Genomic DNA, 12,856 nt, shown 5'->3' with positions numbered 1-12,856 from the left:
CACACTAAAGCCTGGTGCCGACAAACGGCCCAGGTTATTTTTATGGAGACTTGACAAATAAGAAAAAATTACCTCACCTGTGAAAAAGGTTTTTGATTTTTAATGGCGAATCTATTATGCTTAGGTGGTGTGAAGTGGGGTAAAGTGGGGAATCGGTAACAAGGAGTGGGTAAAACGATGTTTATGGGGGAATTCCAGCATAGCATTGACGACAAAGGCCGGATCATTATCCCGGCTAAGTTCCGTGAATTGCTCGGAACCTCTTTCGTTGCGACCCGCGGCCTTGACTCCTGCCTGTTTGTTTATCCCATGGAAGAATGGGGAATCATGGAGCAAAAGCTCAAAAGCCTTTCACTGATGAAATCGGATGCCCGTGCATTCAGCCGCTTTTTTTTCTCGGGAGCGACCGAATGCGTCTGGGACAAGCAGGGCAGGGTAAATCTGCCGGGGAATTTGCGGCAATATGCCAAGCTGGACAAGGACTGTGTTATTCTGGGCGTTTCGAACCGGGTGGAGATCTGGAACAAGGAGCTATGGGAACAGTACTTCGAACAGTCAGAGGAATCGTTCAACGAGATTGCCGAAAAATTGGTTGATTTCAATTTTGATCTATAAAACATACACAATTCGAATACTGCCCTGGAGGGATGCAGCTTGTTTCACCACATCACGGTGCTTAAAGAAGAAGCGACAGAAGGGCTGCACATCAAGAAGGACGGCATTTATGTCGACTGTACACTTGGAGGAGCTGGACACAGTTCTCTTATAGCGTCCAAGCTTAGCGGCAGCGGCCGGCTGATCTGTCTGGATCAGGATGATTGGGCCCTGGAGAATGCCAGAGAACGTCTGGCTGAATACGGTGAGAAGGTGGTTCTGGTTAAGACCAACTTCCGTGACCTTGAACAGGTCCTGAAGAATCTTCCGTTTGTTCCGCAAAAAGACGGTGTACCCCAGGTAGACGGCATACTGTTTGATCTTGGCGTATCTTCACCCCAGTTTGATGAAGGGGAGCGGGGGTTCAGCTATAATCACGATGCCCCGCTTGATATGCGGATGGATCAGTCCGCGGACTTGACCGCAGCCGAAATTGTTAACACATGGCCTGAGCAGGAAATCGCCCGAGTGCTTTTCCAATATGGAGAAGAGAAGTTCTCACGGCGGATTGCCCGGAAAATTGTGGAGAGGCGTGAGGAGCGGCCGGTAGAGAGTACCGGAGAATTGGCCGAGCTGATCAAGGAGGGCATTCCCGCAGCCGCGCGGAGAACGGGAGGACATCCTGCGAAACGCAGTTTTCAAGGGCTTAGGATTGCGGTTAATGATGAGCTGGGAGCATTTGAAGAAGGGCTGCATGGAGCTGTACGCTGTCTGGCGCCGGAAGGAAGAGTGTCAGTCATTACTTTTCACTCGCTGGAGGATCGGATTTGCAAGCAGATTTTCAGCAGCTATTTGAGCAGATGTACTTGTCCGCCTGACTTTCCATTTTGCGTTTGCGGCGCTGAAGGCACGCTCAAGTTAATAAACCGTAAGCCGCTGATTCCTTCCGAGGAAGAACTTGAGCTTAACCCGCGCGCCCGTTCAGCGAAATTGCGCGTTGCAGAGAAATTGTAAAATACGACGATAAAGGAGAGTCAGAGATGGCCTATACCCGCGGCAATTTAGCAGTTCAACCCAAGAGAAAACAAGAGGTAAACCCGCTTTACCGCGAGAAGACGAAAGTTGTCACCAGACGGATGGTGCTGCCTACACAGGAGAAGCTTTTGTATATGCTGACACTGGGAGCATTTGTGCTGGTAGCTGTCGCCCTGATTTGGCGTTACGTCCATATTTATGATTTGAACATGCAGGCTCAAAAGCTGGACAGCAAAATCGCTGAAACTCAAAAGCAAATTGCCACTTATCAAATGGAGAAGCAGTCTTTAGAGCAGCAGGTGGCCGTGAAAGCTGAAAAGCTGGGCTATATTCAGCCGCCTGAAGATTCTACAATCTATGTATCCACTAAAGGTACGGCAGCTGACGGAAACGACAATTAGCGGCTGACAGCAGCCGCAATAATAGAGTTTGTGAGGTTTCCTTATGGTAAAGAGAATCAAACTTCGCACGCTGTTTATAGGAGGGTGTATTACCCTCTTTTTTCTTGTTTTAGTTGCCAGGGTATTCTGGATTCAGGTGCTGCAAAACGATTTCTGGCATGAAAAGGCAATCGCCCAATGGGCGCATACCTCAGTCATCAAAGCTAAGCGGGGAACGATCGAAGACCGCAACGGTAGTGTTCTGGCCAGCGATGTTCCGGCTTACACGGTTGTTGTGAACCCTGAGGTCATAGCGGAGCAGGGGCTCGGTGAAGAAGTGATTCAGGGGCTCCACGAGCTGCTGGGCAAACCGGAGAATGAACTGAAGGCGCTGGTCGAAGCCAAGGATAAGAACGGGAACTACCTGAAGAACCGTGAAATCCGCAATGAAGGCTGGAAGATAGACAAAGAGCTTGCGGATAAGGTGAAGGAATTCTACGAAGGTCTGGAAGAAGAGCATGATATTCTCGAGACCGGGGTTGGACTTATCACGGAGCAGAAACGCTATTATCCGAAGGACTCTTTGGCTGCGCATATTTTGGGCTATACCAACCGGGACGGCGTTGCCATCATGGGGCTGGAGAAATATTTGGACGATAAGCTTAAGGGAATCAACGGCGAGCTCAATTATCAGAGTGACGGCAAGGGGATTAAGCTTCCTGACTCTCAGGATACCTATAAGCCCGCGGTAAACGGAAGTAATTTCAAGCTGACCATTGACAGTATGATTCAACGTTATATTGAAGATGCGATGCAGAAGGCTTATAACCAGTACAAACCGAAGAGCATGACTGTTATTGCTGCGGATCCGAACACGATGGATATTCTCGGTATGGCGAACATGCCTACGTTTAATCCCAATGAATTCTGGAAGACAACCGATCAGGGAGACTTTTTGAACCATGCGATTAAATCGATCTACGAGCCCGGTTCCACCTTTAAAATTGTAACGCTGGCCGGGACGGTGCAGGAGAAGCTGTTTAATCCCGATGCCACCTTTAAGTCAGGTTCGATCCGGATCAAGGGCTACAGTAAAGCGCTCCATGACATCAACCGCTCTGGTTGGGGTGAGATTTCCTTTCTTGAAGGTGTCAAACGCTCCAGTAACGTTGCTTTTGTAAAGCTGGGTTATGAGATGCTTGGACAGGAACGGCTGACCCAGTATATCCATGATTTTGGGTTTGAAGAGAAGACAGGCATCGATCTGCCTGGAGAAGTCTCAGGTAGGGTAACACCGCAATATGCTGTCGAGTATGCCACACTGGCTTACGGACACGGGAAGGTGCAGGTAACGCCAATCGAGCAGCTTACGGCAGTAGCGGCCATCGCGAATGGTGGTAAGCTGATGGTTCCGCATGTCGTCAAGGAAGTGACCGATCCGAATACCGGGAAAACAGTGGTTACCCAGCCAGAGGTTGTCCGTCAGGTTATCTCGGAGGAAAGTGCACGGGAGACCGGCAGCTATCTGGAGCAGGTTGTATCGGATCAGAGTATTGGTACCGGACGTCATGCCTACATTGAAGGCTACCGGGTAGCAGGGAAGACCGGTACAGCGATCAAGGTAGAGGGTCAGGATTACGTGAAGTCCAAGGTGCTCGTATCCTTTATCGGTTATGCCCCGGTTAATGATCCGAAGATCGCGGTTATCGTCATTATCGATGAACCAAACGTGGAGGTTGGCGGCGGTACCGCAGCAGCTCCGGTCTTCAAAGAGATCGTTTCGCAGTCTCTCCAATATATGGGCGTACCCAAAACAGTTGAGAGTGCAAAGGAAACGGGGGCGAAGGTGAGCCAAACTGCTGCAGTGCCGCAGCGTTCAACACCGGACTTAACCGGCAAAACGATGAAGGAAGCACGGGAGCTTTTGCTCGATCAGGGATATGATTTTGAAACGGTCGGCGGAGGGGCGAATGTAGTAAGCCAGTATCCGGAGAAGGGCACCCTGCTCGCTTCGGGCCAGCGGATCTATTTGCTTAGCCAGCAGGGGGATCAAACGGCCATCCCTGATTTGCGCGGGCAGTCACTGCGTGATGCGCTGGAGGTTCTTAATCTGCTTAAGGTCGGCATTGCGGTTGAAGGTGAAGGGTATGTCACAGAGCAGACCGAATCAGATCAGAATGGCAAAAAGCTGGTGACCCTGAAGCTCAATCCGCTCAATGAATACGGGGAGGAAATTCCTGTTGCTGCCGCAGATGAGGATGCAGCAGGTTCTGAGGATAGCGGAGGCTAGCATAAAAAAGCACAAATTTAATCTATAGTAATTCTTGCAGTTTCGTGAGGCTTGTTCTAAGCCCTGTTTGTCCCGAATAGTCATGAAGATAAGAGATCATGTCTATACGAGCGAAAGCGGGGAGAACGGAATGAAGGTTTCGAAAGTCGTAACTCGGCGGAGAATGCTGTGGACACTGCTGGGACTGGCTGTATTGTTCGGTTCGCTGGCCGTACGTCTTGCCTATGTGCAGCTCTATCAAGGTGAGAAGCTGAGCGCTAAGGCAGAGGAGTCGTGGCGTCGTAATATTCCGTATACCGCAAAGCGCGGTGAAATATTGGACCGCGAAGGCGTCGCGCTGGCCTACAATGTCAGCTCGCCTACGGTTTATGCTGTTCCCGTACAGGTCAAGGATAAGCAAAAGACGGCACAGCAGCTGGCTCCCCTTCTTGGTATGACCGAAGAGAAGCTGGTCGCCTTAATGTCCAAACGTGAGATGTCGGTGAAGCTACAGCCCGGCGGCCGCAAAATTACGATGGAGCTTGCCGCGAGCATCCGTGATTTGCAGCTGCCGGGCATCGTTGTGGCTGAGGATAACAAGCGTTACTATCCCTTCGGTGATTTGGCAGCACATATTCTCGGATTCACCGGGATTGATAATCAGGGGATTACCGGAGTAGAAAGCATATACGATAAGCTGCTAAAAGGAATAGAAGGCAATGTGTCTTATTTGTCCGATGCGGGCGGCCGGCTGATGCCAGGCTCTTCAGAGAAATATTCCGAACCTCAGGAAGGCTTGAGCCTGCAGCTGACGATTGATAAGCAAATTCAATCGATCATGGAACGCGAGCTCGATCAGGCAATGGTCAAGTATCAGGCACAAGGCGCCTGGTCAATCGCGATGAATCCGAAGAACGGCGAAATTCTGGCCATGGCCAGCCGGCCGGGTTATGAACCTGGTGCTTACAAGGAATATGATGCAGCGGTCTATAACCGCAATCTTCCGATATGGATGACTTATGAGCCGGGGTCAACGTTCAAGATTATTACCTTGGCTGCTGCGCTGGAGGAGAATAAAGTTGATTTGCAGAATGAGCATTTCTTTGATCCGGGATATATTGAGGTCGGAGGTGCGAAGCTGCGCTGCTGGAAAAAGGGCGGGCATGGCAGCCAGACCTTCCTTGAAGTGGTTGAAAATTCATGCAACCCCGGGTTTGTGGCACTGGGGCAGCGGCTTGGTAAAGATACTTTGTTCAAATATATCCGTGATTTCGGCTTTGGAACGAAGACAGGCATTGATTTGAACGGAGAAGCGAGCGGAATTCTGTTCAAGCCTTCCCAAGTCGGGCCGGTGGAGCTGGCAACTACTGCTTTTGGCCAAGGGGTCTCGGTTACACCTATCCAGCAGATCGCAGCAGTGTCGGCAGCCATTAATGGCGGCAAGCTGTTTACCCCCCATGTTGCTAAGGCCTGGATCAATCCGGAAACGGGTGAGACTGTATCGGAGGTTCAGCCTAAGGAAGTGCGGCAAGTGATTTCGGAAGAAACGTCGAAGAAAGTGCGGGCTGCCCTCGAGAGCGTGGTTGCCAAAGGCACCGGGCGGCCGGCATTCATTGACGGCTACCGGGTGGGAGGTAAAACGGGGACGGCACAAAAAGTGATTAACGGCCGCTATTCTCCGACGGAGCACATTGTTTCTTTTGTCGGCTTTGCGCCTGCGGATGATCCGCAGATCGTAGTATACACCGCGGTCGACAATCCCAAGGGAATACAGTTCGGGGGCGTAGTAGCCGCTCCGATCGTACAGAACATCCTGGAGGATTCCCTGCATTATTTAAAGGTACCGGAGCGGAAAGATCAGCTTCCCAAAACCTATAAATACGGAGAAACTCCGATTGTTACGGTTCCTGATCTTACAGGGGCGACAGTACAGGATATTTATGAGGATCTGAATATGAACTTTACGCTTGCTCGTTCCGGGACTGGCAATACTGTAATTAATCAGGCTCCCAAGCCTGGGGCAAGAGTTGAACAGGGTTCAACCATTAGGATTTATATGGGTACTTCCAGTGAATGATAGTGGTAAGTATATCTTCTTATCCGAAATTGCAGAGTGAGGGATTAGTTATGAAAATTAAAGAATTATCTTCTTGTCTCGCGGCATCGCGTTTGTACGGGGATGGGGAAACAGAGATTTCAGATATTCAGGCGGATTCCCGCAAAGTTAAACCGGGTGACCTGTTTATCTGTCTGCCGGGTTTTACGGTGGATGGTCACGAATTTGCACCGCAGGCGGCGGCAAACGGGGCTTCTGCTCTTGTCTGCGAACGGAAGCTGGACATAGATCTGCCGCAGCTAATCGTAGATGATTGCCGGTTTGCGATGTCCGTATTGTCAAATGCCTTCTTCGGCTCTCCGAGCAGCCGGATGAAGATGATTGGTGTGACTGGTACAAACGGTAAAACAACGACCACCTATCTGATCGAAAAGATTATGGCGGATCATGGAGTAAAGACAGGGCTGATCGGTACGATTCAGCTGCGTTATGACGGCCAGACCTACACGGCGTCAGGTACTACACAAGAATCGCTTGAGCTTCAGCGCACGCTGAATGATATGGCTCTAAAGGGTGTGGAGTGCTGTGTAATGGAAGTATCTTCCCATGCGCTCCATCAGGGACGGGTAAAAGGGACGGATTACCGTACAGCTATTTTCACGAATTTAACCCAGGACCACCTGGATTACCATCATACGATGGAGGAGTACCGTGCTGCAAAAGGACTGTTCTTCTCACGTCTTGGAAATGTGATTTCGCCATGGAAAGAAGAACGCAAATATGCCGTGCTGAATGCCGATGATGAGGCGGCTGCTTATTTTGCCGCCCAAACCGCAGCCGAAGTGATTACATACGGTATTGACAGCAAAGCGAATGTTAGAGCTTCGCAGATATCGATCACGTCAAAGGGAACTTTTTTCCATGTGGATACGTTTAAGGGAGAGGCTGACATTTCGCTGCGTATGGTCGGTAAGTTTAATGTCTACAATGCGCTTGCTGCAATTACAGCCGCACTGCTTGAAGATGTTCCGCTGGAAGAGATCAAGGCCAGTCTGGAATCTGTAGCCGGTGTGGATGGACGTGTAGAGTCTGTCGATGCAGGCCAGGATTATGCAGTGATTGTTGACTATGCCCATACACCGGATGGCCTGGAGAATGTACTGAGAGCAGTGTGTGAATTTGCCGGCGGAAAGGTGCTGACGGTGTTCGGATGCGGCGGAGACAGAGATAAGACCAAACGGCCGCTCATGGGCAAGATTGCCGCGAAGTATAGCGATCATGTCTTTGTTACTTCCGATAATCCCCGGACGGAGGATCCGCTGCTGATTCTGCAGGATATCGAGGCCGGACTGACAGAAGATGGCGTGGCACAGGACAGCTATGAGATGATACCGGACCGCCGGGAGGCGATCACAAAAGCTATTGAAATGGCAAGCCCCGGGGATGTAGTATTGATTGCGGGGAAAGGTCATGAGACCTATCAGCTGATTGGCGGAGTGGTTCATGATTTCGATGACCGTCTTGTTGCCAAAGATGTTATAAGGGGCCGAAGCTATTGATTACAAGAACGCTGCAAAGAATCGCTGACATGTGCGGAGGAGAACTGGGTTCCGCTGTAGATACGAATATGGAGATTGCCGGGGTCGTTACCGACTCACGTAAAATTACAACAGGCTGCCTGTTTGTGCCGCTGGCCGGAGACAATTTTGACGGGCATCATTACAGTGCGGCGGCTTTGGCTGCCGGAGCTGCTGCCACGTTGTGGCAGCATGACAAGGGACCTGCACCGGAAGGCGGTGCTGTCATTCTGGTTGAGGATACGCTGGCTGCGCTGCAGAAGCTGGCTGCCGCATATTTAACTGAAACAGCCCCGCAGGTTGTGGCGATCACGGGCAGCAACGGCAAAACGACAACGAAGGATATGATTACTGCTCTTTTGGAGGGCCAGTATAAGGTCCACAAAACCCAGGGGAATTTCAATAATCATATCGGCTTGCCGCTTACTGTACTCTCGATGAGCGAGAACACAGAAATTGCTATTCTGGAGATGGGCATGAGCTCCCGGGGGGAAATTGCCCTGCTCGCTTCGCTTGCTGCTCCTGATGTAGCGGTTATCACCAATATAGGCGAATCGCATCTGCTGCAGCTTGGCTCGCGTAAGGAAATTGCCCGGGCTAAGCTGGAAATCGCCGAGGGGCTGAAGCCTGGAGGACTGCTTATCTACAACGGCGATGAACCTTTACTCGCGGAAGTGATGGCTGAGCCTTCTTTCCACGCCCCTGCACGTATGCAGATGCTACGTTTTGGTTTGAGTGCAGATAACGATAATTATCCTACAGGGATGATGACGCACCCCGGAGGAATGACGTTTACAACCCGCTATCTTGCTGAGGAGCGTGCCTTTACACTGCCGCTTCCCGGACGCCATAATGTCATCAACGCGTTGGCCGCACTGGCAGTTGCCCGCCATTATGGGGTAACCGAGGCAAACATCGAAGAGGGGCTGAAACGTCTCAAGCTGACCGGCATGCGGATTGAAGTGATGATGACCGCATCCGGCCTGACACTGCTGAATGATGCCTATAATGCTAGTCCAACCTCGATGAAAGCAGCGATTGATGTGCTCCAGTCTATGAAAACCGGCGGCAGCCGGATCGCTGTACTAGGGGACATGCTGGAACTGGGTCCGGAGGAAGAGGATTTCCACCGGGAAATCGGTGAATATCTTGATCCGGCATTAACCGATCTGGTGTTTGCCTATGGTCCGCTCGCTGCTAAGCTTGCTGAGGCAGCAACCGAGAAATTCGGCCCTGAACGGGTGTTTGCCTTTACAGACAAGGCAGAGCTGTCTTCGGTCCTGAACAGCAAGTGCAGTGCCAAGGATATTGTGCTGTTCAAAGCCTCCAGGGGTATGCGCCTGGAAGAGGTGCTGCACAGCCTGAATGAACATTTTAATCAGACCTAAATTAATGGAGGGGGTGTACCCATGGATTATCAACTTCTGCTGCTGACAATTGCTGTATCCTTTATCCTTGCGGTCATTGCCGCTCCGCTCATCATTCCGCTGCTGCGCAGGATGAAATTCGGACAGCAAGTACGTGACGACGGACCGCAATCCCACTTGAAAAAAGCGGGCACGCCTACAATGGGTGGAATTATCATCATGGTGGCGTTCACGTTATCTTTCTTGAAATTTTCCGTGGTGAATTCGGACTTTTATGTCCTTCTGGTGGCTACGCTCGGCTACGGGCTGATCGGGTTTCTGGATGACTATATTAAGATTGCCTTTAAACGTTCACTCGGACTTACCGCACGCCAGAAGCTGGCGGGTCAACTCCTGGTGGGCATCGTGCTATGTATCCTGCTGAATAATGCCGGCCACAATACCGGAATTAGCATTCCGGGTACGGACATCAGCTTTGACTGGGGCGGGTGGTTCTACTATCCGTTCATTGTGATCATGATGATGGCGGTCACGAACGCCGTGAATTTTACAGATGGCGTAGATGGATTGTTGTCCGGTGTGAGTGCCATTGCACTTGCCGCCTTTGCCGTAGTGGCCATGCAGGCTACATCGATTGCAGCAGGAGTATGCGCAGCGGCGATGATTGGTGCAGTACTCGGCTTTCTGGTGTTCAATGCCCACCCGGCCAAAGTCTTTATGGGGGATTTCGGTTCCTTCGGTATCGGCGGGGCGATTGGGGCAATTGCCATTGTGACCAAAAGTGAACTGCTCTTTGTGGTAATCGGCGGCGTGTTTGTTATTGAGATGCTGTCTGTTGTTCTGCAGGTGGCTTCCTTTAAGACGCGCGGCAAGCGCATTTTCAGAATGAGCCCGATTCATCATCATTTTGAGCTGGGCGGCTGGTCGGAATGGAGAGTCGTCACCACCTTTTGGGCGGTAAGTTTGGTACTGGCGGCAGTGGGACTAATCTTGAGCAAGGGGTTGTAAGGAATGAAGCATCCAGATGAATACCGGGGTAAGCAAGTGGTCGTCCTGGGGCTCGCGAAAAGCGGCGTCCAGGTGGCCAAGGTGCTGCATGAACGCGGCGCGGTTGTAACGGTCAATGATAAAAAGGAAAGAGATCAAAGTCCCGAAGCTTCCGAACTGGAATCTTTGGGAATTTCTGTTATATGCGGCGGGCATCCGGATGGACTGATTCATGAAGGCGTGAGCCTTGTAGTTAAAAATCCGGGGATCCCTTATTCGGTGCCTCCTGTACAAAAAGCGCTGGAGCTTGGCATTGAAATCGTGACCGAGGTAGAGGTGGCTTACCGTATTTGTGCGGCACCGATGATCGGCATTACCGGTTCTAACGGCAAGACGACCACAACCACTTGGGTTGGGCGTATGCTCGATGCCGCCGGGATGAGACCGATTGTCGCCGGCAATATCGGTACGCCGCTCTGCCAGGCCGCGCAGGAAGCAGATGAGGACAACTGGATGGTAGTGGAGCTAAGCAGCTTTCAGCTCAAAGGAACCGAGACGTTCCGTCCTAAGGTAGGAGCACTGCTGAATGTGGCGGAGACCCATTTGGACTATCATGGCGGTATGGAGGATTATGTGGCCTCCAAAGCCAAACTGTTTGCCAATCAGGGACCAAGTGATACTGCGGTGCTAAACTGGGATGACCCGGTCTGCCGTGAGCTGGTGCCTTATATCAAAGCGGGTATTCTTCCTTTCTCCATGACAGAGGAGCTGGTCCAGGGTATCTTTGTCCGGCCCTCTTATGTTCCGGATACCGAGGATGACCTGGAGCGGGTTATCATCTACCGTGATTATTCAGAAAGCGAGACAGAGATTGCCAAAGTAAATACCATTGGCTTGCCGGGCCGCTTCAACGTGGAGAATGCACTGGCAGCCTGCGGTATAGCCATTGCCGCAGGAGCGGATCCTGCAGTGTTAGGCGAGGTGTTAGCCTCCTTCCGCGGCGTCGAGCACCGGCTGGAGTATGTGGCGGATAAAGAAGGGGCCGCTTATTTCAATAACTCCAAAGCCACCAATTCTAAGGCGACTACGATGGCTCTGGGCTCCTTTAAACAGCCGGTAGTACTGATCGCAGGAGGCCTCGACCGCGGTTCCGATTATATGGAGCTGCTGCCTGTCCTCGGCGGGGTGAAAGGTGTAGTTCTGCTGGGAGAGACAAAGGACAAGCTGGCAAAGGTCGCTAGCCTGGCAGGAGTAAAGCATGTCATCTCCGTCGATAATGGGGAGAGTGCCGCTGCCGTGCTGCAAGAGGCTGTGCGGGAGGCTTCCGCCATTGCGGAAGCGGGAGATGTTGTTCTCCTGTCTCCTGCGTGTGCCAGCTGGGATATGTTTACCTCCTATGAGGAGCGCGGGCGTATTTTTAAAGAGGCGGTGCATAACCTTTAAGTAGGGGGGTGGATAAGCCCCTACTACGGATGCAAGAGGTGTGCTCCTGATGAACAAACCGCGTCATGCGCCTGACATCTGGCTGCTGATTCCCATCCTTGCTTTGCTGGTTATCGGCATGGTAATGGTATACAGCGCCGGATCGGTTCTGGGCTTCCGCAATTATGGCGATTCGTTTTATTTTGTCAAAAGACAGCTGTTATTCGCCGGACTAGGCTTAGGCGCGATGTTCTTTACCGCTAACACGCATTACATCGTGCTGAAGAAATTCGCCAGACCTGCGCTGATTCTCTGCTTTATTCTGCTAGTTTTGGTACTAGTGCCGGGCATCGGAGTGGTCCGGGGCGGTGCGCGCAGCTGGCTGGGAATCAGCAGCTTCGGTATTCAGCCCTCCGAATTCATGAAGATGGGGATGATCCTGTTCCTGGCCAACTGGCTGGGTAAGGAGGAATATGATATCTCCACCTTCACGCGAGGCCTGCTGCCTCCGCTTGCGCTGATCGGTTCTGCGTTTGCGCTGATCATGCTTCAGCCGGATCTCGGCACAGGTACTGTAATGTTCGGTGCGGCTCTGATGATGGTCTTTACGGCGGGGGCCCGAATGAAGCATCTGCTCTCGCTTGGAGCGCTTGGAGCAGCGGGATTCGCCGGCCTGGTCGCTGCCGCCCCTTACCGACTGCAGCGGATCACAGCCTTCCTGGACCCCTGGTCCGATCCGCTGGGCGCCGGTTATCAGATTATCCAGTCCCTCTATGCGATTGGTCCCGGCGGTCTTGGCGGTCTTGGTCTGGGCATGAGCCGGCAGAAGTACAGCTATGTACCGGAGCCGCAGACTGATTTTATTTTTTCCATCCTGGCTGAGGAGCTGGGGTTCATCGGGGGGCTCGCTGTGCTGAGCCTGTTCCTGATTCTGATCTGGCGGGGGATGAAGGTTGCCATGAGCCTGCCTGACCGTTTCGGAAGCTATCTGGCAGTAGGAATTGTAAGTATGGTGGCCGTTCAGGTCATTATCAACATCGGCGTAGTGATCGGCCTGATGCCGGTTACGGGCATTACGCTTCCGCTGATCAGCTACGGCGGTTCATCACTTACCCTGATGCTCACAGCTCTCGGCATTTTACTGAATTTATCCCGTTATGCGAGGTGAA

At 51.8% G+C, this 12,856-nt stretch carries 10 protein-coding genes; all 10 read left to right on the top strand.

The annotated features are described in order from the left end of the window. Positions 1–177 precede the first annotated feature (177 nt). The gene (gene mraZ, locus L6H70_RS10815) at positions 178–615 is read left to right on the top strand and encodes a division/cell wall cluster transcriptional repressor MraZ (RefSeq protein WP_038595376.1); all 438 of its coding nucleotides are present in this window, start codon (positions 178–180) and stop codon (positions 613–615) included. A 39-nt stretch (positions 616–654) separates the two neighbouring features. Then, a complete protein-coding gene (rsmH, locus tag L6H70_RS10810) occupies positions 655–1,608 on the top strand; it encodes a 16S rRNA (cytosine(1402)-N(4))-methyltransferase RsmH (RefSeq protein WP_236332658.1) in 954 nt (317 codons plus the stop codon). Between the two features lie 26 nt (positions 1,609–1,634). Continuing rightward, complete coding sequence (locus L6H70_RS10805; protein WP_236332656.1) at positions 1,635–2,030, top strand: hypothetical protein; 396 nt, start codon at positions 1,635–1,637, stop codon at positions 2,028–2,030. Positions 2,031–2,073: 43 nt separating this feature from the next. Then, entirely contained in the window at positions 2,074–4,299 is a 2,226-nt protein-coding gene (locus L6H70_RS10800) for a penicillin-binding transpeptidase domain-containing protein (RefSeq protein WP_236332654.1), read from the top strand. A gap of 130 nt (positions 4,300–4,429) precedes the next feature. Next, entirely contained in the window at positions 4,430–6,355 is a 1,926-nt protein-coding gene (locus L6H70_RS10795) for a stage V sporulation protein D (RefSeq protein WP_236333247.1), read from the top strand. A 50-nt stretch (positions 6,356–6,405) separates the two neighbouring features. Next, positions 6,406–7,893: a UDP-N-acetylmuramoyl-L-alanyl-D-glutamate--2,6-diaminopimelate ligase gene (locus L6H70_RS10790; protein WP_236332653.1), complete on the top strand. Its 1,488-nt coding sequence runs from the start codon at positions 6,406–6,408 to the stop codon at positions 7,891–7,893. Continuing rightward, the gene (locus L6H70_RS10785; protein WP_236332650.1) at positions 7,890–9,299 is read left to right on the top strand and encodes a UDP-N-acetylmuramoyl-tripeptide--D-alanyl-D-alanine ligase; all 1,410 of its coding nucleotides are present in this window, start codon (positions 7,890–7,892) and stop codon (positions 9,297–9,299) included. The genes L6H70_RS10790 and L6H70_RS10785 overlap by 4 nt, the downstream gene beginning before the upstream one ends. 21 nt (positions 9,300–9,320) lie before the next feature. Next, a complete protein-coding gene (mraY, locus tag L6H70_RS10780; RefSeq protein WP_206101475.1) occupies positions 9,321–10,286 on the top strand; it encodes a phospho-N-acetylmuramoyl-pentapeptide-transferase in 966 nt (321 codons plus the stop codon). Between the two features lie 3 nt (positions 10,287–10,289). Then, on the top strand, positions 10,290–11,708 hold the full coding sequence (gene murD, locus L6H70_RS10775; RefSeq protein WP_236332648.1) for a UDP-N-acetylmuramoyl-L-alanine--D-glutamate ligase: 1,419 nt from the start codon (positions 10,290–10,292) through the stop codon (positions 11,706–11,708). A gap of 49 nt (positions 11,709–11,757) precedes the next feature. Further along, positions 11,758–12,855: a stage V sporulation protein E gene (spoVE, locus tag L6H70_RS10770; protein ID WP_236332646.1), complete on the top strand. Its 1,098-nt coding sequence runs from the start codon at positions 11,758–11,760 to the stop codon at positions 12,853–12,855. Position 12,856 lies beyond the last annotated feature (1 nt).

This window comes from Paenibacillus auburnensis (assembly GCF_927798115.1).
Classification (GTDB): domain Bacteria; phylum Bacillota; class Bacilli; order Paenibacillales; family Paenibacillaceae; genus Paenibacillus_AQ; species Paenibacillus_AQ auburnensis.
This window is presented reverse-complemented; position numbering and strand designations above follow the sequence as displayed.